The organism is Eremococcus coleocola DSM 15696, from assembly GCF_000428865.1.
GTDB classification, from domain to species: domain Bacteria; phylum Bacillota; class Bacilli; order Lactobacillales; family Aerococcaceae; genus Eremococcus; species Eremococcus coleocola.
This window is the reverse complement of record NZ_AUAT01000007.1, coordinates 37,356-59,327: the sequence shown is the minus strand read 5'-3', so window position 1 is coordinate 59,327 and position 21,972 is coordinate 37,356. Positions and strand designations below refer to the sequence as shown.

Annotated in this window: 18 protein-coding genes and 1 riboswitch; of the genes, 13 read left to right on the top strand and 5 right to left on the bottom strand. The window is 40.1% G+C overall.

Annotated features, from left to right (window positions below):
• From G396_RS12080 to guaC, 8 genes are all read left to right on the top strand, one after another.
• A partial coding sequence (locus tag G396_RS12080; protein ID WP_211224442.1) for a hypothetical protein occupies nucleotides 1-242 on the top strand: 242 nt, incomplete at its 5' end.
• Between the two features lie 91 nt (nucleotides 243-333).
• Nucleotides 334-816, top strand: a complete 483-nt coding sequence (locus G396_RS0102710; RefSeq protein WP_006417622.1) for a nucleoside 2-deoxyribosyltransferase — start codon at nucleotides 334-336, stop codon at nucleotides 814-816.
• A gap of 5 nt (nucleotides 817-821) precedes the next feature.
• The gene (locus tag G396_RS0102705; protein ID WP_006417621.1) at nucleotides 822-2,375 is read left to right on the top strand and encodes a Ppx/GppA family phosphatase; all 1,554 of its coding nucleotides are present in this window, start codon (nucleotides 822-824) and stop codon (nucleotides 2,373-2,375) included.
• A gap of 21 nt (nucleotides 2,376-2,396) precedes the next feature.
• Nucleotides 2,397-4,598 carry an RNA degradosome polyphosphate kinase gene (locus G396_RS09980; protein ID WP_034907446.1) on the top strand — a complete coding sequence of 734 codons (2,202 nt, stop codon included), beginning with the start codon at nucleotides 2,397-2,399 and terminating at the stop codon, nucleotides 4,596-4,598.
• A 53-nt stretch (nucleotides 4,599-4,651) separates the two neighbouring features.
• Nucleotides 4,652-4,807, top strand: a complete 156-nt coding sequence (locus G396_RS11345; RefSeq protein WP_006417626.1) for a hypothetical protein — start codon at nucleotides 4,652-4,654, stop codon at nucleotides 4,805-4,807.
• A gap of 217 nt (nucleotides 4,808-5,024) precedes the next feature.
• On the top strand, nucleotides 5,025-6,332 hold the full coding sequence (brnQ, locus tag G396_RS0102690) for a branched-chain amino acid transport system II carrier protein (RefSeq protein WP_028124976.1): 1,308 nt from the start codon (nucleotides 5,025-5,027) through the stop codon (nucleotides 6,330-6,332).
• 254 nt (nucleotides 6,333-6,586) lie between these two features.
• Nucleotides 6,587-8,221, top strand: coding sequence for an ABC-F family ATP-binding cassette domain-containing protein (locus tag G396_RS0102685; RefSeq protein WP_006417624.1), 1,635 nt, complete (start codon nucleotides 6,587-6,589; stop codon nucleotides 8,219-8,221).
• A gap of 147 nt (nucleotides 8,222-8,368) precedes the next feature.
• Nucleotides 8,369-9,343, top strand: a complete 975-nt coding sequence (gene guaC, locus G396_RS0102680) for a GMP reductase (RefSeq protein WP_028124975.1) — start codon at nucleotides 8,369-8,371, stop codon at nucleotides 9,341-9,343.
• A gap of 446 nt (nucleotides 9,344-9,789) precedes the next feature.
• Here guaC and G396_RS0102670 read toward each other — a convergent pair whose 3' ends face one another.
• The 5 genes from G396_RS0102670 to G396_RS0102650 all read right to left on the bottom strand — a co-directional run bounded on the left by G396_RS0102670 (nucleotide 9,790) and on the right by G396_RS0102650 (nucleotide 18,069).
• The gene (locus G396_RS0102670) at nucleotides 9,790-10,569 is read right to left on the bottom strand and encodes a dimethylarginine dimethylaminohydrolase family protein (protein ID WP_028124974.1); all 780 of its coding nucleotides are present in this window, start codon (nucleotides 10,567-10,569) and stop codon (nucleotides 9,790-9,792) included.
• Nucleotides 10,570-10,584: 15 nt separating this feature from the next.
• Nucleotides 10,585-11,664 (bottom strand): alanine racemase, encoded by a 1,080-nt coding sequence (locus tag G396_RS0102665; protein WP_028124973.1) that lies wholly within the window; start codon nucleotides 11,662-11,664, stop codon nucleotides 10,585-10,587.
• A gap of 56 nt (nucleotides 11,665-11,720) precedes the next feature.
• Nucleotides 11,721-13,154, bottom strand: coding sequence for an amino acid permease (locus G396_RS0102660; RefSeq protein ID WP_028124972.1), 1,434 nt, complete (start codon nucleotides 13,152-13,154; stop codon nucleotides 11,721-11,723).
• 66 nt (nucleotides 13,155-13,220) lie between these two features.
• The gene (locus G396_RS0102655) at nucleotides 13,221-13,997 is read right to left on the bottom strand and encodes a dimethylarginine dimethylaminohydrolase family protein (protein WP_028124971.1); all 777 of its coding nucleotides are present in this window, start codon (nucleotides 13,995-13,997) and stop codon (nucleotides 13,221-13,223) included.
• Nucleotides 13,998-14,757: 760 nt separating this feature from the next.
• Complete coding sequence (locus G396_RS0102650) at nucleotides 14,758-18,069, bottom strand: M14 family metallopeptidase (RefSeq protein ID WP_028124970.1); 3,312 nt, start codon at nucleotides 18,067-18,069, stop codon at nucleotides 14,758-14,760.
• Between the two features lie 361 nt (nucleotides 18,070-18,430).
• Between G396_RS0102650 and G396_RS0102645 the strand changes: the two genes are divergently transcribed.
• The 5 genes from G396_RS0102645 (at nucleotide 18,431) to thiE (ending at nucleotide 21,956) form a co-directional block, all read left to right on the top strand.
• Entirely contained in the window at nucleotides 18,431-19,147 is a 717-nt protein-coding gene (locus tag G396_RS0102645) for a YebC/PmpR family DNA-binding transcriptional regulator (RefSeq protein ID WP_028124969.1), read from the top strand.
• Between the two features lies 1 nt (nucleotide 19,148).
• Nucleotides 19,149-19,625: a glutathione peroxidase gene (locus tag G396_RS0102640; RefSeq protein WP_028124968.1), complete on the top strand. Its 477-nt coding sequence runs from the start codon at nucleotides 19,149-19,151 to the stop codon at nucleotides 19,623-19,625.
• 141 nt (nucleotides 19,626-19,766) lie between these two features.
• Nucleotides 19,767-19,853, top strand: a riboswitch (TPP riboswitch).
• Nucleotides 19,854-19,970: 117 nt separating this feature from the next.
• A complete protein-coding gene (gene thiW, locus G396_RS09975; RefSeq protein WP_051221082.1) occupies nucleotides 19,971-20,510 on the top strand; it encodes an energy coupling factor transporter S component ThiW in 540 nt (179 codons plus the stop codon).
• Nucleotides 20,507-21,337, top strand: coding sequence for a hydroxyethylthiazole kinase (gene thiM / locus G396_RS0102630; protein WP_051221079.1), 831 nt, complete (start codon nucleotides 20,507-20,509; stop codon nucleotides 21,335-21,337). Before thiW ends, thiM begins: the two co-directional genes overlap by 4 nt.
• Nucleotides 21,321-21,956 (top strand): thiamine phosphate synthase, encoded by a 636-nt coding sequence (gene thiE, locus G396_RS0102625; RefSeq protein WP_028124965.1) that lies wholly within the window; start codon nucleotides 21,321-21,323, stop codon nucleotides 21,954-21,956. Before thiM ends, thiE begins: the two co-directional genes overlap by 17 nt.
• Nucleotides 21,957-21,972: the final 16 nt, after the last annotated feature.

Below are 21,972 nucleotides of genomic sequence, written 5' to 3'. Positions count from 1 at the left end.
AAGTATGGAAAAATCAGCTCAGTTTTCTTTACTTACCATACAAGTATGGAAAAATCAGCTCAGTTTTCTTTACCTACCAAGCAAGTATAGAAAAATCAGCTCAGTTTTCTTTACCTACCACACAAGTATGGAAAAATCAGCCCAGTTTTCTTTACCTACCACACAAGTATGGAAAAATCAGCCCAGTTTTCTTTACCTACCAAGCAAGTAGAGAAAAAACAACTGGAATTCCAAATAAATAGTAAAGTTTATGTTAAGTTTTGCCTGTACGATTGTTTTATGATAGTCGCTTTCATATAATAGAAGTAAGACTAGACCCAAAGGAGATGTATCATGAAAAAAATCTATTTTGCTGCACCACTCTTTAGCCAAGCTGACTTCCACTACAATGCCCTGCTAGTGGACCAAATCCGCCAAGCTTATCCTGAATATGAAGTCTTTCTACCTCAGGAACAAGGTGAAATCAATGACAAGAATAAATATGCAGATTCTAAAATGATTGCCAAACTAGACGCAGATGCCGTACTCGAAAGTGACTTAATAATTGCCCTTCTAGATGGGGTATCAATTGATGCTGGGGTTGCTTCTGAAGTCGGAATTGCCTATCAAGCCGATATCCCGATGTTAGGCCTCTTTACAGATTCCCGTCAATTAGGCGCTACTAACCAGGACAAGCTCGATGCTTTACAAGTCGTAGGCGAATCACAATTTGCCTATGTTAACTTGTTTACTGTTGGCCTCATTAAAATGAAAGGACAACTTGTCTCAACCGCCCAAGACTTAATTAAAGTCATTCCAGACCTACTTAAGGACTGATTCTTATGTATACCGAAAAAATTGCGCTCATTGATATTGGCTCTAACACCATTCGCCTAGTTATTTATGGAATTGACCAGACCCACCATTTTGTGGAGCTCCATAATGAAAAAATTCCCGCCCGGCTCAGCCAATATCTAGACCAAAAGAAGGGTCAAGTTATTCTTAATAAAGACGGTCTGAATGTCTTAATTGAAATCCTTCATAATTACCATCAAGTCTGCCAAGAATTCAAAGTAGACACCATTCTCCCCAAGGCAACCGCAGCCATCCGTCAATCATCTAACCAAGCTGATATCATCGATACCGTCAAAACCGTCACAGGACTCACTATTGAGATTGTCACCGAAGAAGAAGAAGCCAAGAGTGGAGCCTATGCTATTACCCACTCAATGGACATCGATAACGCCCTAACAATCGATATTGGCGGAGGGTCATGCGAAATCACCCTCTTTGAAGATAAAAAAGTTGTCCAGTATCACTCTTTTCCTTTCGGTACTGTCAGCTTACAAAAAGATTTTTTTGCTAATAAAGACCATAACGATAGTCAAGCAATGTCCAATCTTTCTAATTTTGTTAAAAAAGCCTTTCGTGACTATGATTGGATTAAAAAAGCCAAGGTTCCCGTGATTGCCATTGGCGGATCTGCTCGGAATGTGGCCAACGTTTTTCAAAGGTCAATTGATTATCCTATGGCTGGTTTACACGGCTTTGTGATGACCAAGGATCAACTAGACCAAACTTTACAACTTTTTGCAAATACCCCTTTTGACAAAATGAATGATATTGATGGTCTATCCTCTGACCGTTTAGACATTATTATTCCGGCCAACCTAGTCTTTATTGAATTAGTTAAAGCGGCGAAATCAGATGCTTTTGTCATTTCCACACGAGGTCTCCGAGAAGGCATGGTCCTAAAATATATCAATGATAATTATGATGGACCGATTGACAATGCGACCATCCGAGCTCGTGCCATCTTCCAAATGAAAGAGGACCTGCCTATGGCAGGGATTGGTCCCCAAACCGCCGTGGATACCTCCATTTCACTCTATAGCCAGCTCTGCCACCTCGGCCTATTGGAGTACAATTATAAATTACAAGAACTCCTTGAATATGCCGCATCAATTTATCGCTTCGGTGGGTTTCTTTCAGCTGAAGCGGATTCTCAACATACATTCTATATTTGTGCCAATATGAACCTACTTGGTTTTGTCCACAAAGACCGTCTAAAACTGGCTCTTTTAGCCAGTTATCGGAATAAGTCTCTCTTCAAACAATACCTTAGTAACTACCAGGGTTGGCTCGCTGAAGATGAAAAAAAAGAATTACAGATTTTAGGCGGTGTGCTGAAGTTTGCTAATGCCATCAATGATTCCAATATTGAGCATATAAGCAAGGTCCATTTAAAACAAGTTGAAGTCAAAAACTACCAGTTAGATATTTACCATGTTGGTCCAATTTTGTCAGAGAAATTCCGGGCCAACCGTCATCAGAAACATCTCGAACGCGCCTTAGATGGCAAACTAACGCTACATTTCATTAATACTGATGCCTAACCAATAGAAAGGGATGCCTCCATGCCTGCGTCGAATAATTCTAAGAAAGCCGTCCTGAAAAAATCCTTCACTGCTACCGACTTCTCTAATACTAATTTTTCCGCTGCCAAGTATTATTTTAACCGTGAGCTTTCTTGGCTCGATTTCAATGACCGGGTCCTAGACCAAGCATCTGACCTAAATAACCCCTACTTAGAGCAGTTAAACTTTATCGCAATTGCCAGTTCTAATTTAGATGAATTCTTCATGGTCCGAGTGGCAGGGGTCTATGACCAGTTCAATGCTAACGTTGAAATCGCAGAAAACAAGACCCGGATGACCCCAAAAGAATTGCTAAATGCCATTGCCGACAAAAACCATAATAATATCACGAAACAATATGATCGTTATCAACAGTTAGTCAAAGCTTTACCTAAATATGGGGTAGCTTTAAGTCAGGTAGCGCAATTGGATGAGGAAGAACGTTTGGAAGCTGATCGTTACTTTAATGATTTCGTCCTCCCCACCCTATCTCCGCTTGGGGTTGACGCTTATCGGCCTTTCCCCCATTTGAATAACAAAGCGCTTAATATATTTGTGAGCCTATCTAAAGAGGGTGAAGACCACTTGGCACTTATTCCCGTACCTGCCCTGCTAGATCGCTTAATTTTACTTAAAGCTCATCAAACACCTCACCGCTACCTTTTCATTGAAGATCTAATTATCAGTCATTTAGATAAATTATTTATCGGTTATAGTATCAACTACGCTTATCCTTTCCGGATTACGCGGTCGGCTGACTTTGATATCATTGAAGATAATGCTGAAGACCTCTTAGAATTAATGGAAGACTATGTCAAACAACGCCGGAACGGCTTTGCTGTCCGCTTAGAACTCGATAGCTCTTATGATGCAGACTATCAAGAAGACCATATTGACTTTCTTAAGGACCGTTTAAATATGAAGAAGCGGGATATTTATCCCATCAATGGTCCTTTAGATCTAACCTTCTTATTTGACTTTATTGAAACTTTACGGGACCAACATCCTGAAGCTTCATACCCTCCGTTCACACCTTACCTAAATCCTGACCACCAAGGTCAAAGTCTATTTGAAGCCATCCGAAAAAAAGATCTTTTCTTTAACCATCCTTATGACTCTTTCGATCCAATCGTCAACCTAGTCCAAGAAGCGGCCGAAGACGAGGAAACAATTTCAATTAAACAGACCCTCTATCGGGTATCTAAACACTCACCAATTATTGCTGCTCTTAAGAAGGCGGCCGAAAATGGTAAAGAAGTAACAGTCCTAGTGGAACTTAAGGCCCGTTTTGACGAAGAAAATAATGTTTATTGGGCACGAGAATTAGAAGATGCCGGGTGTCATGTCCTATACGGGGTATCCGAACTCAAGACCCACTCTAAAATCACCTTAATTATCCGGAAAGAAGCTGATCGGATTCGTCGCTATGTCCATTTAGGAACCGGTAACTATAACGACAAAACTGCCAAAATTTATACCGATATGGGGATAATGTCAGCCAAAGATGAACTCACCCAAGATGCCTCTAATTTCTTCAACTTCCTTTCCGGTTATTCTGAACGGCCTCAATATAAACACCTGCATGTGTCACCATTTGAAATTCGTGACTCCCTACAAGACTATATTGAAGATGAAATTAAATTCCAACAAGAGTACGGGAATGGCCAGATTATTGCCAAGATGAATTCCCTAACAGATAAACAATTGATTAAGACTCTCTATGAAGCTAGCCAAGCAGGGGTTCAGATTGATTTAATTATCCGGGGTATATGTTGTTTGAAGCCAGGTGTGCCTGGTGTTTCTGAAAACATTCGTGTCCGGTCGATTGTCGGTCGCTTCCTCGAACATAGTCGGGTTTACTTCTTCAACCGCAATGGTCACCACCATCTCTTCCTCTCATCCGCTGATATGATGACACGGAATATGATTAAACGGGTGGAAATTGAGTTTCCTATTTTGGATAAGGAAATAGAAGATACCATCATCGATATCCTTAAGTTACAATTATCCGACACGCTTAAGGCTCGGATTCTACAAACCGATGGCACTTATGTTCGGCCAGATGCCAGTGAGATTCAGGTTAATGCACAAGAAATCCAATTAGCTCAAGCACAAAAAGCTCAAGAAACTCAAGTCAAAGAGGTTATGCAGATCAAAGAAAATAAATCTTGGTTTGAACGAATCTTACAACGTTTCCGTTAAGAACTTGAAAAATTAAATAAGCTACTGCTACGGCCACGCTCTAGAAAAGCACTGTGACTGGGACCGGCTTCCGCTTGCTTGGCAAGCTCCAGACTGTTCTGGCGACGGCTAGACTAAGCGCTAAAGTGCCAAGTCTAGCTTGTGGGCCAGAAATCCTAATTCCGGTCACAGACATTTCTGACCGTGACCTCGCCTTAATCGAAAACTAATACTTTAATCAGCCCCTGTCCAACCGGCAGGGACTTCTTTCTTGCCCTAAAGTACATACCAGCTAGCCAGTGCTTAGCTTTTATCTCATGACCAGCTTCCATAAGAGCTTCAAAAAATATCTGCACAAAACGGTTTATTTCCCAATTCCAAAAATTCCTTTGAAGACCCTACCCCCTTTAGCCTATAATAGAGAGGCAAAAGAAAAGGAGTTGACCCATGTCAAAAAAACATCGTGATATTATCATTGGCGGTTTCGCCCTCTTCGCCATCTTTTTTGGCGCCGGAAATCTCATTTTTCCGCCATATCTTGGACTCATATCCGGTCAAAACTGGCCCCAAGCCGCACTAGGCTTCCTCTTATCCGACCCAATCATTCCGATTTTAGGAGTTGTGGTCACTGCGAGTTTAGGAGGGAGGGCCACTGATTTAGGTAAACGCTTGAGTCTTAACTTTTCAAAGATTCTAGGTGCGATATCCATTCTCCTGATTGGTCCCTTCTTCTCGGTGCCAAGAACAGGTGCAACGGTTCATGAAATTCTCGTCCAAGGCCTTAACCCTGCTATCCCTAATTGGCTGACTGCCCTAGTCTTTTTCGGGATCACCTACCTACTCTGCTTGAATCCAAGTCAAGTTATCGATAAAATCGGCAAATACCTAACCCCTGGCTTACTCCTTCTTACCTTTATCATTGTGGTAAAAGCTCTACTAGTTCCTAGCTCTGACCTTCTAACTGACCTGCCTAGTGACTTATTTGTCCGATCCTTCAAGGAAGGTTACCAAACCATGGATGGGATTGGGTCTCCGCTCATGGCCGGCATTGTCTTAACTAGCCTAATCCAAAGTGGTTATCATAAGCAAAAAGACCAACACAGAATGATTCTTGCCATTTCCTTTGTGGCCTTTGTCCTCTTAGCAACCGTCTACGGTGGTCTAATCTATACTGGTGCCAAATTCAGCGGCCAAATTAACTTAGACCAAGATCGGATTCCTATCTTGACAAGTCTAATTGCCCAACTTTTTGGCCGGTCCGGTCAAATCATTATGGCCCTGATGGTCTCCCTAGCCTGCTTAACTACTGCCGTTGGACTCACTTCAACTTGTGGCCAATACTTTGCTGAACTCAGTCAAAACAAGGTATCCTATCGAACCGTAGTCAGCCTAGCTATTTTGGTAGAATTATTTTTATCTCTCCTTGGTGTCGATGCCCTTATATCAATTGCGGTTCCAATCCTCACCGGTATTTACCCAATCGTGATAAGCCTCATCCTGTGGTCGATTTTTGATAAACAAATTAAATATCAATCAACTTATCTAGGTGCCGTTGTCGGAGCGGGTCTTATCTCCATTAGCCAAGCCTTTGTTCTAGTTAATCAGATGAATGGTAACCATGCCTTAGACACCTTAGGCGATGCCCTAGGTCAACTTCCTCTCAGTCAATTCGGCTTTGAATGGTTACTTCCTAGCCTGATTTTCAGTATCATCTGCACTCTGTTTAGCCAAGTCAAAAAAAATAAAAACCTATAAACCTAAAGAGTCAGTCTCTGGAATTTCTCCTTAGACTGGTTTTTTTAGGAATGCCTAATGAGTAAAAAATACCTTTGCTTTTTGAATCCAATAACCTATAATAGCCTATTCCACTTGTCCCTGTTCCATTTGCTTCATAATAATCCATTGCTTAGTTTCTACATATTATCCTTTTTAGGAATAAATATGTTACAATACATGCTGGTGGTTGATGCATGATTCAACACTACAAATCAATAGGAGGATGCTAGCGCATGATTAATGTATCAAACGTAAGTTTACAGTTTCCTGACCGTAAATTATTTGATGAAGTAAATATAACTTTTACTCCAGGCAATTGTTATGGGGTAATTGGGGCCAATGGAGCCGGTAAATCGACATTTTTAAAGATTCTTTCTGGCGAAATCACCCCCACCACCGGGAATGTCTCTATGGATCCAGACGAACGGTTAGCCGTCTTAAACCAAAACCACTACGGTTTTGAAGACCAAACCGTCATGGACACCGTTATGATGGGACATAAAGAACTTTTTAATATCATGAAAGAAAAAGATGCTATTTATATGAAGGCGGATTTCACCGATGAAGATGGAATTCGCGCCGGTGAATTAGAATCTCAATTTGCCGAAATGGGGGGTTGGGAAGCTGAAGCTGAAGCCTCAGACTTGTTACAAGGTTTAGGTATTCCCACTGATATGCACCGCCAATATATGCGGGACTTAGTTGAAGCCGATAAGATCAAAGTTTTACTTGCTCAAGCCTTATTTGGAAAACCAGATAATCTACTCCTCGACGAACCAACCAACGGTTTGGATGCCCAAGCTATCGAATGGTTGTCTGATTTTATCCTTGACTTCCCCAATACTGTTATTGTGGTATCCCATGACCGTCACTTCTTGAACACGGTATGTACTCACATGGCCGACGTGGACTTCGGTAAGATTAAGCTCTACGTAGGTAACTACGATTTCTGGCTTCAATCCAGCCAATTAGCGGCTAAGATGATGGCAGATCAAAATGCCAAAAAAGAAGAAAAGATTAAAGAATTACAAGATTTCATTGCACGTTTCTCTGCCAATGCTTCTAAATCTAAACAAGCAACTTCACGGAAGAAAATGTTAGACAAAATTACCTTGGATGATATCCAACCCTCTTCCCGTAAGTATCCTTATGTTGGCTTCAGTCCAAATCGCGAAATCGGGAATGACTTATTACGCGTTGAAGGTTTGTCCAAGACCATTGACGGTGAAAAAGTCCTGGACAATATTACCTTCTCCTTGAACCGGGAAGATAAAGTAGCTTTTGTCTCTCGTAATGACTTAGCCACGACTGCTTTCTTTGACATTATTATGGGCGTGACTGAGCCAGACGCAGGAAGTTTTGAATGGGGCGTTACTACTTCTCAAACCTACTTGCCACGAAATTCTGCTGATGAATTCGATAATAATACTATGAACATTGTCGACTGGTTACGGCAATATGCTGACAAGGAAGAACAAGATAATACCTTCTTAAGATCTTTCTTAGGCCGGATGCTATTCTCTGGTGATGATGTAATGAAACCTGTTAATGTCCTCTCTGGGGGCGAAAAAGTACGTTGTTTACTTTCGAAAATGATGTTATCCAAAGCCAATGTCTTGGTCATGGATCAACCAACCAATCACTTGGACTTGGAATCTATTACCGCTTTAAATGATGGCTTGATTAAGTTCAAAGGTGCAATTTTGATTGCTTCCCACGACTTTGAAGTCTTGAATACAACTTGTAACCGGGTAATTGAATTAACTCCAACTGGAGCCTTCGACCGCTTGAAAACAAGTTATGAAGATTTTGTCAATGACCAAGAAATCCAAGCTCGGATTGATGCTATGTACCCTGATGGGGAATAAACAAATGGTAGCCATGTTCGCGCTCGGAGAGTAGTGGAAGCTAGTGTAAAATTTTTGACGCCAGTAAGTACTTTTGTTATTATGTAAATTTTTGTTAAGAATTTGACTTAGCTGGAAAGGTCCAACCCATAAACGAAAGGTGATCTCGTGGAAGTTTTTGATTTTGAAGATGTACAATTAATCCCTAATAAATGTATTGTCCAAAGCCGGTCTGAATGTGACACTAGCATTCAATTAGGCAAGCGGACATTTAAAATTCCGGTAGTACCCGCTAATATGCAGACTGTTATTAATGAAGAACTGGCAGAATGGTTTGCAGCTAACGATTATTTCTATATTATGCATCGCTTTGATGAAGCAGCCCGTAAACCCTTCATTCAAAAAATGCATAAAAAAGGCTTGTTCGCATCAATCTCAGTCGGGATTAAAGATAATGAATTCGATTTTATCCGTGAATTAGCTGCTGAGAAGATTATTCCAGAATATATCACCATTGATGTGGCTCATGGCCATTCAGAATATGTCATTGATATGATTCATTTTATTAAAGAATATTTACCAGAATCCTTCTTAATTGCGGGTAATGTTGGTACTCCTGAAGGTGTACGTGAGCTCGAATTAGCTGGCGCGGACGCCACCAAAGTTGGAGTGGGTCCAGGCCGAGTATGTATTACTAAACTTAAAACTGGTTTTGGGACCGGCGGTTGGCAATTAGCTGCGATTCGTCTCTGTGCTAAAGCAGCCACTAAACCAATTATTGCCGATGGAGGTATCCGTCATAATGGTGATATTGCCAAAGCGATTCGTTTTGGTGCCCGCATGGTTATGATTGGATCTCTTTTAGCTGCCCACGTAGAAAGTCCTGGAACTAGCCGGGAAATTGATGGCAAAATTTTTAAAGAATATTTCGGGTCTGCCTCTGAATATCAAAAAGGTGAACACAAGAATGTCGAAGGCAAAATTGAAATGATTCCAACTCGGGGTCACTTAGCTGATACCTTAATCGAAATGCAACAAGACTTACAGTCTGCCATTTCTTATGCCGGCGGTAATTCCTTGAAGGCTCTACGCCACGTAGATTATGTCTTAGTACGGAATACAATTTATAATGGAGACCGTTAGAAGCAGGATTCATGGCTAAGTTTACATGATTTGCACTAGGCCTCATACTACTAATTGGAATTAATTGACATGATTTTACCTAAAAGGATGCGGTCTCAATTAATTTTCATGACTTTAGCAGATATAATCTCAATTTATTATTTTTATGTAATTATGTAAAAAGTGAGTCATGCGGATACCTCCTAATAATGTAATTCACCACAAGCACATTATTAGGAGGCATCCACATGACTCAAATTGCTTTTACTATAAATGCAGATAAGTTCCTAGCAAACGTATTAGAAAGTAACTTAAGTAGGTCAAATACTTCCCTAAATCTCTTGAAAGACCCTAAGTAAACTGGCTGAAAATGCCTGTTTGGTTAGGGTCCTTTGGATCAAAATTAGGCTAAATAAGCAGGCTAAAGACACCCCTTCTAGTTTAAACCTCCTTTTCTTTCGGCTATCCTACCATCTCAATGACAAGCAGGTTAAACTGCCATCAATTTTCTTAAATTCATCTGTATTAATCACTTTAACTGGATATCCCAGTGATTCAATGTGAGCTTGAGTCTTTGGATGTCCAGCTGGCACCATGACTGTACCATTAATATATAAGCTATTAATAGCATATAATTCTTCCGCTGGGACGATAAAACGATTGAATTCTTGGAATTCTGGGACTTCATTCATATTCGGGCTCACTAACATATTATTATTTTCTAAATAAATAGCAAAATCTTTTAAGTGTAAGCCTTCTGTAACTTTTACAGTTGAGGTTGTATAGCCATATTTAGCAACAATTTCATTGAATTGGCGTGCACCTTCTTCATTGGTTCGTTCAGATAAACCTACAAAGTAGTGTTTACCGACCAACATAACATCGCCGCCTTCCATAGTACCCGGCTCGGTAATATGGAAAATTTGATTTGCTTGAAAAAAAGTTTGAATCGCAGGAAGAATCTCAATTTTTTCACCATTGCGGGATTTTCTTGGAGAATTGGTAATAATCGCACATTCTTTCATTACAACAGCGGGATCTTCTACAAAGCAAGAATCTGGATACTCTTCTAACTTATCTAACACAAGGACTTTCAAGCCAAGTTCTTCTAAGGTCTTAGTATAAGCCGCATGCTGTACAACTGCCTGTTCATAAACAGGTGATTCATCACTAAACATACCCGTTGAAATACCTTCTAACATAGCTTTACAAGGTTTTCTTACAATTGCCTTATCAAATTCTATCATATTATTTTCCCTCTCCTAAATATATTCTTTTTCTACATAGGCTGATTGCGTCAACATCAACATATTTTCATACATAATATGAAATGTTACGATATCACCCAACTTATATTGCCTGTCACATAAAGTTAAATCTAGAATGGTATGGTCAGAACTTCCGCCTAAAATTTCAATTTGAGAATCTAAGGGTTTTAAATGCAGGCACTCCCCTAGATCTTGCCGCCCAACTGCTATCAAGGCTCTGGTACGAATACCTTTATTTTCATATTCCTTCTTATTACCAAAAGCATCCACTGCAATTACTCCAATTGGATAACTTGGTTTATCTTTCAGCTCAATAATTTCCGCATGTAGAGTGAAGGCTTCATCGGAATCAGGAAACATTACATAATTAAAACATTCATCAAGATCACTAATATAAAGCGAATCCCCTATTCTCATTTGGGTAATTCCAGCCGGCATGGTAGCTCTAGCAACTAATGGAAAGGCCGTACTTGCAGCCCCAGAAACCACTTCGATTTTGCGACCAATCGTTTGACTCACTAAGTCCGCTTTTTCAAGTAATTCCTTCATTTTTTCTGGAGTTGGCATAATTGAACCATAGCAACCTAAGTTTGTGCCTATTCCCATCAAATATAGATGGTCTAAGCGATGTTCAACTTCATCAACTGTTGCTAGAAGTTCTTCTTGATTGAAAATTCCTTCTCTTAAATCACCACATTCAGTCATAATAATTACTTTATGGATTTTTTCTTGTTTTTTTGCTTCTTCATTTAAAGCCCTCAGAACTTCGATTGAAGAATTCAAACTGATATCTGCCCATTTTACTACATCTGGAACTTCACTCAACATTGGAATCCTTAAATCATAGGTTAAAATGTCTTTATTTATTTCTTTAATTCGTTTCAATTGTGGGATTCTTGAAGAGGCAAGCGTTTTGAACCCTACATCAATCAATGTTTCTAAAATACCATCTAAAGCATTAATTCCTTTAACAACGCCAACGACTTCGATTCCTTCTTGTTTACAAGTTTCTAAGACATGGCGAGCATTTTTGAATAACTTCTGTTTGTTAATCACTAATTTTGGGTATGCCATTTTTTCCCCCTAACTTAATGCTGTTCGTCTTATGACCTTTGAATCTGTCACCCCAATTACATAGTTGTTAAATCAATGGTTCCATTGAAGATAAAGAATAAACTTAAAAGCGCTAGGGCTACAATAACCAAGACAATAATTTTTTCTGAATTTGTAATAAATTCCTTACCTGCCTTCTTTCGAGCAATATAGTAAACAAGAATACAAGGGGCAAAGAGTAAGGCAGTGATAATAACGTATTGCCATCCAGTTGAATACATCAAGTAGGCCATAGCAATCGTTGAGATGATTCCCATCACCGTGTTTACCGTGAATTTACCTTCCAATTTTATTGATTGCTTAATCATTGTCAAACTAACAAAGAAGTAAGGAACGAGCATCGTACTGGATGCAAATAGGGCCATTACATTATAGATTGATTCATTAACTATGATTGTAATGAAGAATACTTGTTGAATGCATGTTGAAACTAATAAGGAGTTAATGGGTTGACCCACTTCATTTTCTTTACCAAAGAAGTCTGGTACAATTTCATGTTTTGCAGCAACGTCTAAAATTTCACCTGCTAATAAGCAGCAACCGAACCAACAACCCGCTGCAGATAACATGATACCGAAATTCATTAAAACGGCACCCCATTTACCAACAACCGCTTCCAAGATTCCACCTAAGGCTGGCACCTCCATACCAGCTACTTCTGCTTGGCTTAGTGCTCCGAAAGATAATAAGATGATTAATAAATAGACAACTGCAATCACAATATAAGCAGTAACAATGGCTTTTGAAGCATCTGATTTATTTTTAGCGCGGGCTGAATAAATTAAAGCGCCCTCAATACCAACATACACCCAAATTGTTGAGGCCATTGCGGTTGATATTTGGCTACCCAGTGACACTGGCCCCCCTTCAGCAGCAAAGGCATTTTCCCATAAGCCAGACGTTAATAAATCCGGTTTAAATGCCAACACTAACATGGCAATAAAGATAATGATTGGAATCATCTTAGCAATCCATATAACGGTATTGACTAATGAAGCGCTTTTAGCACCACTGGCACAAATGAAATAGAAGACCCATAACAGGATTGAAAGTAGAATCAGAGCTGGGACTGTGTTACCCCCTCTAAATATAGGGATAAAATACCCTAGAGAGCTGACAGATAAGACCCCTAACGATACATTCCCTACTACAATAGATAGCCAATAACCGGTACACGACAAGAAGCCAATAAATTTACCAAACCCTTGCTCTGGAAAACTAAAGATACCCGCATCTAATTCAGGATAATTATCTTGTAAATATTTTAAACAATAAACAAAAATAGCAAAGGCGATACTAGCAATTACTAAGGCTACAAAAGCAGGACCAGGGGCAACAGATGAGGCCAAGTCACGTGGTAAGTTAAATACCCCAGCACCAATTACAGTTGTTACGGTTAAAGCAACTAAGCCAAGCAGACTAACATTCTGTTGGTTTTTATTCTCACTCATATTATCACCATTTCCTCTATTAAGAACAAGGTGGGAAAGTCCCCCACCCTGAACTCACTTGATTGATTAAAATCTTAATGATAAGCAGCTTAACCCACCGTCAATCTTACGATATTCAGAAGTATCCACTAGAAGTACTTTATAGCCTAGGTGTTCCACTGCTTCTTGAATTTTAGGATATCCTTTTGGAACGATCACTGTACCATTGACCCAAATACAGTTAGCAGCATAGGCTTCATCTTCTGGAACAACAATCTTATTGAATTTAGCAAACATAGGATCATCAATAAATTCACCGGAGATTAATAGATTATTATCTTCTAAATAGTTCACGCCTGTTTTCAAGTGCAACATTTTTTCAACAGGAACTTGAATAACCGTCTTTCCATAATTTTCCAATATTTCTTTTATTTGGCGGAAACCTTCGTCATTGGTACGGGCTGTCTTACCGATATAGAAGGTATCACCAACCATCATGATATCACCCGGTTCAACAGTTCCAGGAGCTTTTATTTCATGTATATTGCCATAAAAACTCTCCAACATTGTCCGAAAGTCTTCTAGTTTGGTTTCACATTGCCGTGTTTGGGCACCTGGACGAGAGATGATCGCACATTTATCCGTACATAAAGCCGTATCCTCCATGAAACATGAATCAGGAAAATCATTATTTGGTGGTAATACATTTACTTTAACACCACATTTAGCTAAGGCTTCCACATAGTGTTCATGTTGAACAAGCGCATTTTCATAGACTGGCTTGCCTAATTCTGGATTAGAAGTAATCCCTTCACTAATACCTGCTCCAGGAATACGAACAATAACGTTTTTAAAATGTCCCATAATAATATAGCTCCTTTGCTTTAATTTCGTTTACTAAACCAGCAGATTTATAACCCTCCTCTCCCTTATAAATGTTTATTTCCTGGCTTTGTAAACGTATTCACTGCCATTGTAGGATATCTTCTTTTAAAAGTCAAATAGTATTTTTTTAATTTTTTTCACCTATTTTTTCATCAGCCATTTTTGATATTATTAACTTAAATTCATTTTTATATTAATAAAAATACTCCCCCTAATTTCTAGGAAATTTAATCAATCAGACCTAATAAGAAAAGATGACCATTAAAATTATGTATTTTTAATATAAAAATACATAAAGGAGACTCGAAGCAAGGCACACCTCACATTATTAATTGGAATATTTGGATTAGCTTAAAAGAAAGTCTATCTTTTATAAATGATATGATAGATAAAAATGTTGTTAATAGCTCCTTTGAAGTTCTTAGGTCCCTTAAAGCTGGGGCCCTGCTTCAATAAGACTGTCGGGGGACCGGTTAATAACTCGCCTTTCACGTTCATAATGATGCCAGTTTCATTTAAGTGACATACTAGTACACTGGAAAAGCATGGGCTGTCACGCCTTTCCCCTTTTCCTTAAAGCACTCTTTTAAATACAGAACTTCTTCATTAACATAGAGGCCAAAACAAACCACCCTCCTACCTTTTCTTAATCGAATTGGTGGAAAGGTGGTTTTTACAGTTTCAGCTGGGCATATATCCAGATGAAACGGGCATATATTTAGGAGACCTTAAGGAAAACTTAGTTTTCTTGTTTACGACTGAAATAAACAAGACTTGAACCTAGGACAAGTGCGAAACCAGCAATAAAGATATTTTCATTCATATCTTCACCTGTTGCAGGAAGAAGTGCTGCACTCGTTTGACTTGCTTGGTCAGCAATTACTTCAACTACTTGTGTGTCTTCTTTTGCACCATCTTGATTAGGTTTTTCTGATGAATCATCTGCTTGGTCTTTATTCTTATCACCTGATACTACGCTTGGATCACTCGGTTTGTCATGATCTTTATCTTTATCATCATCACCAGGAACATTTGGAGTGTAAGCAATGAGTTGAGCATCTGCTGTATCACGGAAAATTGCATTAGCTAACCAACCAAATAAATTCTTAGTATGACGACGGTTAGTTGGATTACCAGCATAGATAAAGAGTGGTTGATTGTTGTATGTACCATCAATCGCCATCACTTTACCGGAAAGACCATCGTAACCTGGCCACCAACCAGAAATGAAGAAGTCGTCGCCTGCCACTTCAATAATCTTCTTGAAGCCTGCTGGGACACCTTCAATCCAAGAACCTGAATTAGAATAGAAGAGATCTTTTAGACTATAGCCTGAGCTTAGGTTTGAATTCTTATCAATTAAGGCTTTGAGTAACCCTTCATGAGACCAACCATCCTTAAACATTTCTGCATCAAAGCCTTTTAGTAGTCCTAATTCTTCTAGGCGTGCCATAGCGTCGCCACCTATAATCATCGTTGGTTTCTTACCTAGAAGACTTGGGTCAAATTGTCCACTTTGTAAAATTAACACATCGGCATCATCAATTGAATCAACGACTTGGAAGCCTAAATCACGCGCCACAATTTGGGAATCAAGGATGGTTTCCCGACCTTGCCAAGCTTCATATTTCTTAGGCACAAAGACCTTCAAGGGTTTAAGAGTTTGACCAGATGGATATGCATCTACAATTGGTTGCGCATAAAGTGCATAATTATCTAGCAGATGAGCTAGGGTTTTCCGGTCTACGATATAGCCATCCTTAGTCTTGTAAACTTTAGCCCCTGCTTTAATAGCTGCATTAATGGCTTTAACTGTCGTCGCTGAGTTATTAGCCACTTTGTAGTAAGGAGCGGTTCCCACTTGAGAACGCGGTGCTTTGGTATGAGTCACTTGACCTAAGAAGCCATCGAATTTACCATCAGCAAAAATTGGGTCGGCATCAAAGCCACGCATATCTGGGAAGTTGACCACTAATTCAGCATACATAGCTGCCCAAGCAGATTCATTAGAACCTTTATAAAGGATATGGTTAGCATAACCCCGTTTAGCTTGAGCCATGTCAATCACTAGATCACCTTTTTTATATGGTCCCATATCTGCTTTTAATTCTTTAACTTCAACGCCATTACGTTTGAAATATTCAATCATATCAAAGGTAGCTTGAGTATCACGTACACCATTTGGTGTCATAGGGATTACATAATAGTCAGGGAAGAACTTAGGATTGTCCCCTTTAATCCGACCGATTGTCTTGCCATCTGGTCCGACTAATTCTTCTTCAGCTCGTGGGTCTTCCACTTTATTGACTCCTCTTGAGTAGAAGGTCAAGCGATTTGCCATAAGCCGGTCCAGATTATCTTTAATGTAGTTAATACCACCTAGAACAGCATAAGAACCAGCCTTAAAGGATTCATGGTTGGTTTCAGGAATTTCAATGGTATGACCTAAGATGCCATGGTAAACAGCATAAACCCCAGTATATCCAGAGAACGCATCATCCCAGCCATCGCCATAATAAACTTTAGGGATAATATAGTGGTTGTAATTGGTATTGGTAGTACCGGCATTACCCATTTCACGAGCATGTTCCATCATCGTTTCAGAAACTAAGTCATATTCGAAGTTTGGATCATGTGGTGGTGTCGTAGGTTCAATTAAGAAGTCACGGACAAAACCATGTAAATCATATAAAGCCATTGGATTCCATTTATTAATTAAACCAGAGATTGCTACAGTTTCTGGATTGGCTTGATAAGAAGCATCCCGGTTAGGATCCAAGTCATTAGCTAACTCACGGGTATTAGCAACAGAGCCATCTGGGTTTTCAGAGAAGTTAAATAAGAAAATAAACTTATCTAATAACTCAGAAACATTTAAGCTGACTTTTTTAATTACACCATCTTGAGTCATATTAAAGTGGATGACATCTTTGGTAGCAATTTGTTTAAAGAGGTCACGGACAATGTCAGTACCTGGTTGTTCATCCGCATGGGTATTATTGATTAGAACAGGCACCTTATAATCTAATTTTCCAGATTCAAGTAAAGCTTTGACTTGATCAGGGTGTTTTAACATCGCAGGTGTTAATACATTAAGGTAGTTGTCAATAGAAGCTTGGTCTTTAGCAACAATCCCATAATGCATATCGCGACCTTGAGCTGTCTTACCATAAATTTCAGTTTCTACTAAACGACCTTCTTTATGGTTTTCAGTCGTATCTTGAATATCTTTTAGCATTTCATCATAAGTCATATATTTTTCATAAGGACGTAAATTTATTACCTTACGAATGACTTTACCATCCGCAGTTTTGCCTTCTAAGACATATTCATGCATATAATCTAAGAAAGTCCGCCGAATATTGTTTGGTGTCCGTAAGGAAAGATCACGACCAAATAAGGAATTAATCGTTATATTAAAGTTTAATTGACCATTAACTACACTGGCATTATCAATATTAATAAATTGATCACCTGTAAAAGCGCCATCTTTCATTACATACGTTTTACTTTCATTCAAAGGTTTCCCATTTAAAGTCCATTGAATTGTAGTTGGATCTATATCTCCTACTTCAGCTTTTTCAGTAATGATTGTCTTTTCAGTCATATAGACTGTATCCTTACGATTTTCAATCGGATCTTCAGCAGTTTGATGGTCAATTTGACGGATGGTTTCTTCAGTCGATGCGGCATCAACATTCGGTTCAGGTTTTGCTTCCCCTGTTGCCATATTTGTTTCATCAATCGCCGGTTTACTTTCTTCTGTTTCAGCAGCTTCTTCTGCGGCAGCCGCTTCAACTGTATCATCTGCTACTTGGTCTGTGTCTGCTGATGTATCTGTAGCTTGATCATTAGTAGCTTCTGTTGAAGTGGTATCGCTAGTAACACTAGTTGTTGTAGCTATATCTGTCGCGGAGGCAGCCACCGGATCGCTCACAATACCTTCTTCTGCTCTTGCAGGACTGACGCCGGTCACTAAAGATAAGGCTAGTGTCGTAGAAAGCCCTAATAAGACTTGTTTAACTAACGATGATTTTGAATTATTTGCCATATATTCTTTCCTCCATTCTTAATTTTTCTTAGCTAGCTACTCTTTTTCCCCTCCCCTTTTATAAATTTTAGCTGGCTAATATCACTTTTATTATAAAAAGAAAAAACATTTTTGCAACCGTTTTCTTGTCATTATAAATGAGAGATTGGTCACATTGATCTGAAAATGAGAAAGTTTTTCAATGAAAACGGATAAGAATTAGGCTAATTTTTGTATTCTCATTTTAATGAAAAAATACTTAAAATTTGAAATAAATTTACTTATCATTCTGTAAAGGCTAGTACCGTAAAGAAAACGGCTTGTAAATATGCCTCATCTTCTCTATAATATCAATGATTACATAAAAGAAAGAAGTGACTCTATGGGACGTAAATGGTTCAATATTAAAGATAAAAAAGGCAAAAAAGATACTGACCTCTCTAAGATTTATGCCAAGTTCGGGATTGAAATCTATGCAGCTGCCAAACAAGGCGAACCTGACCCAGAATCCAACCAAAAACTTAAATTCGTTATTGATCGGGCTAAAACTTATAATGTGCCCGCCCATGTAATTAATAAGGCGATCGACAAGGCCAAGGGCGGCGACGAAGAAGACTACCAAGAACTTCGCTATGAAGGCTTTGGTCCGTCTGGTTCTATGCTGATTGTAGATGCCTTAACCAATAATGTAAACCGGACGGCCGGCAATGTTCGTTCTTTATTTGGGAAAAACGGCGGCAACATGGGAGCCCCTGGTTCAGTTTCTTACCAATTCGTCAATACGGCCGTCTTCATGTTTTCTGGAACCGATGTGGACGAAGTTACCATGGCCCTTTTAGAAGCCGATTGTGATGTCCGCGATGTCTTCAATGAAGAAGACCAAATCGTTGTTTACGGTGAACCCGATGACTTTGCGGCCATCCGCAAAGCTCTTGAAGCTATGGGCGTGGAAAAATTCCAAGTCGCTGAATTAGAAATGATTGCAACCAACGAAATTACCCTTTCTACGGAAGACCAAGAAGTCTTTGAGAAATTAGTCGATGTCTTAGAAGACGACGAAGATGTGCAAAATGTCTATCATAATGTGGAGCTCGCCTAAGATGAGCCTGCCAGATATTCCACTCACCCGACCAGACGGAACTACCTATTCCTTCAAAGACTTAACTGGTAAAACCATCATCGTTGTGAATACAGCCAGCCAATGTGGCCTCCGGGGTCAATTCAAAGAATTGGAAAGTCTCTATCAGACATACAAGGATCAAGGCTTAGTAGTGCTCGGTTTCCCTTCTGACCAATTTAAACAAGAAAATTTAAGCAATGAAGAAATAGCTGAAGCCTGCCAAATTAATTTTGGGGTCAGCTTCCCTTTACATAAACTATGCAAGGTTAACGGCTCTGATACTCATCTACTTTTTGCTTGGCTAAAGGACCAAGATGGAGGACTCCTCGGTAAGAGTATCAAGTGGAACTTTACTAAATTCTTAGTGACCAAAGATGGGAGCAAGGTTACTCGTTTTGCGCCTAAAACCTCGCCTCAAGCCATGGTGGAAGCAATTGAAGCCGACTTAGCCAAGTAAGAGACTTAGATACTTATCATTTTATTTATAACAATTAAGCCATAGCCTATTCCTGCAAGCAATATAGGAATAGGCTATTTTTGTAAAATAATGAATGGGTTTTCACTTGATTTTGATCGTCAGTGTGATATTCTAACTAAGTAATAACATTTGGGGTGCGTTTGCTGAGATTATACCCATGGAACCTGTCCAGATAATGCTGGCGAAGGAAAATGTTCTAAGAAGGCTTGTTATTTAATGGCCATTCCTATTATTAATCTCAACCGTTCCTTAAATGGAACGGTTTTTTGTTACTTATTTAGAAAGGAAGTCCTTGTCGTGAAACATGTCTCTACTGAGAAAGTCATGGTGGTTGCAATTATGATTGCCATTGACTTCGTTTTATCTCCCCTCTTCCGGATTGAAGGAATGGCGCCCATGTCTTCAGTAATTAATATTATCGGAGCCGTTTTGATGGGTCCTCTCTATGTCACAATTATGGCGACCGTCTGTGGTATGCTCCGGATGCTTCTTTTGGGTATTCCACCCTTAGCCTTAACCGGGGCGGTCTTTGGTGCCTTATTAGCCGGCTGGGGTTACCATTCGCTGAACAAGTCCATCTATGGCGCCATGCTAGGGGAAATCCTCGGCACTGGGATTATTGGTTCGCTTTTGTCCTACCCCGTCATGGTCTGGTTCACTGGGGTTAAGACCAACCTCTTCTGGCTGGTCTATACCCCTCGTTTTTTAGGAGCTACTTTGATCGGGTCAGCCATCGCCTTCTTCGCCTTAAAGAAATTCTTGAAGGTCAGTCGCTTCAAACAAATCCAAGCCAACTTTGGCACTTTAAAAGTTACCCCAGCTAAGTCAGGTCTATACCCTGTCCAAAAGGAAGTCCAATCATGAGTCCAGTTCAAATCTATAATATTTTCCCCCTTAATCGCCCTTTAATCCACTGTATCTCTAACGAGATTACAGCTGAAAGTTTGGCCAACGCTCTCTTATTTGTAGGAGCGCGTCCAATTATGTCTTATGACCCCCGGGAAGTGGTCCAAGTCAACCGCGCATGTCAAGCCAGCTTTATTAATCTTGGCCAACTCAATTCTACGAAAGAGGCCGGCATCCGCCAGGCCGCCGCTGATCTAGCTGACCGCCAAGCACCATGGGTTCTAGATATCGTGGGGATTGCCTCCAGTCAATTACGCCAGGACTTGGTCCAAGACTTATTAGCCTTTAAGCCAACTATTATCAAAGGTAACTTGTCTGAAATGCGGTACTTGAGTCACCTACCTAGTTTAGCCAAGGGGATTGACCGCCATCCCGCAGATTCTGGAAGCCAAGCCTTGCGAGAGCTTAATCAAGCTTTAACTCAACTAGCCCAAGACGCAGACTTACCTTGTCTGGTGGCAACTGGTCAAAGCGACTTAGTTATTGGACCGACTTGGGCTTATCGTTTAGATAATGGTGTGCCGGCCATGGATAACTTTGTTGGGTCTGGTGACTTAGTCGGTGCTCTGATGGCTGCTTGCCTCAGTCAACCAAGTGTAAGTGTAGCCCAAGCTGCCATGACCTCCTTGTCCTATTTTAATATCTGTGGTCAAATGGCGGCCGACCAAAGTCAAGGACTTGAAAATTTCCGCCAACAATTATTAAATAATCTCTCCCTCGTCTACCAGTCTGACCATTGGTGTCATGACCTGAAAGGAGCAAGTATTTATGAAACAAATATCTAACCCTTATCGTCTCTATTTAGTGACTGACCCTACTGGTCTCAGCGCAGATGGTTTTTTACAAGTAATTGACCAAGCCTGTCAGGCAGGAGTCAGCCTGGTCCAATTACGAGAAAAAACGGCCACTAGCCAGGACCTATTTCAAAAGGCTCAGGCGGTCAAAGCTATTACTGACCGATACCAAATTCCTTTAATTATCGATGACCGCTTGGATATTTGCCAAGCTGTAGGGGCCGCCGGTCTTCATGTAGGGGACGAAGATCTACCAGTAGAGGTAGCCCGCAAAATTCTTGGTCCGGATGCTATTATCGGGGTTTCCAGTAAATCCCTAGACGCAGCCCAAGCTGCCGTAGCGGGTGGCGCTTCTTATTTAGGCGTGGGCGCAATATTTCCTACTAAGACTAAAGTTAAAACCCAAGCCACTTCGATTGAAACTCTCAAAGAAATCACCCGAACCGTACCCGTACCCGTGGTGGCTATCGGAGGAATCAAATCCCATAACCTTGCCCAATTGACCGCCAGCGGCGTCGCCGGTATCGCCATGGTGTCAGAAATTATGCAAGCCCCTGATGTGGCAGGCAAGGTAGCCGAACTCAACCAACTACTGACCCAGGTTTTGTAATTGTTAAAAATTCATT

Bases quoted from the DNA above. Each gene is read 5' to 3' on its own strand.
- G396_RS0102710 (WP_006417622.1), top strand. From the start codon at position 334: ATGAAAAAAATCTATTTTGCTGCACCACTCTTTAGCCAAGCTGACTTC.
- G396_RS0102705 (WP_006417621.1), top strand. From the start codon at position 822: ATGTATACCGAAAAAATTGCGCTCATTGATATTGGCTCTAACACCATT.
- G396_RS09980 (WP_034907446.1), top strand. From the start codon at position 2,397: ATGCCTGCGTCGAATAATTCTAAGAAAGCCGTCCTGAAAAAATCCTTC.
- brnQ (WP_028124976.1), top strand. From the start codon at position 5,025: ATGTCAAAAAAACATCGTGATATTATCATTGGCGGTTTCGCCCTCTTC.
- G396_RS0102685 (WP_006417624.1), top strand. From the start codon at position 6,587: ATGATTAATGTATCAAACGTAAGTTTACAGTTTCCTGACCGTAAATTA.
- G396_RS0102670 (WP_028124974.1), bottom strand. From the start codon at position 10,569: ATGATAGAATTTGATAAGGCAATTGTAAGAAAACCTTGTAAAGCTATG.
- G396_RS0102665 (WP_028124973.1), bottom strand. From the start codon at position 11,664: ATGGCATACCCAAAATTAGTGATTAACAAACAGAAGTTATTCAAAAAT.
- G396_RS0102660 (WP_028124972.1), bottom strand. From the start codon at position 13,154: ATGAGTGAGAATAAAAACCAACAGAATGTTAGTCTGCTTGGCTTAGTT.
- G396_RS0102655 (WP_028124971.1), bottom strand. From the start codon at position 13,997: ATGGGACATTTTAAAAACGTTATTGTTCGTATTCCTGGAGCAGGTATT.
- G396_RS0102650 (WP_028124970.1), bottom strand. From the start codon at position 18,069: ATGGCAAATAATTCAAAATCATCGTTAGTTAAACAAGTCTTATTAGGG.
- G396_RS0102645 (WP_028124969.1), top strand. From the start codon at position 18,431: ATGGGACGTAAATGGTTCAATATTAAAGATAAAAAAGGCAAAAAAGAT.
- G396_RS0102640 (WP_028124968.1), top strand. From the start codon at position 19,149: ATGAGCCTGCCAGATATTCCACTCACCCGACCAGACGGAACTACCTAT.
- thiW (WP_051221082.1), top strand. From the start codon at position 19,971: ATGGTGGTTGCAATTATGATTGCCATTGACTTCGTTTTATCTCCCCTC.
- thiM (WP_051221079.1), top strand. From the start codon at position 20,507: ATGAGTCCAGTTCAAATCTATAATATTTTCCCCCTTAATCGCCCTTTA.
- thiE (WP_028124965.1), top strand. From the start codon at position 21,321: ATGAAACAAATATCTAACCCTTATCGTCTCTATTTAGTGACTGACCCT.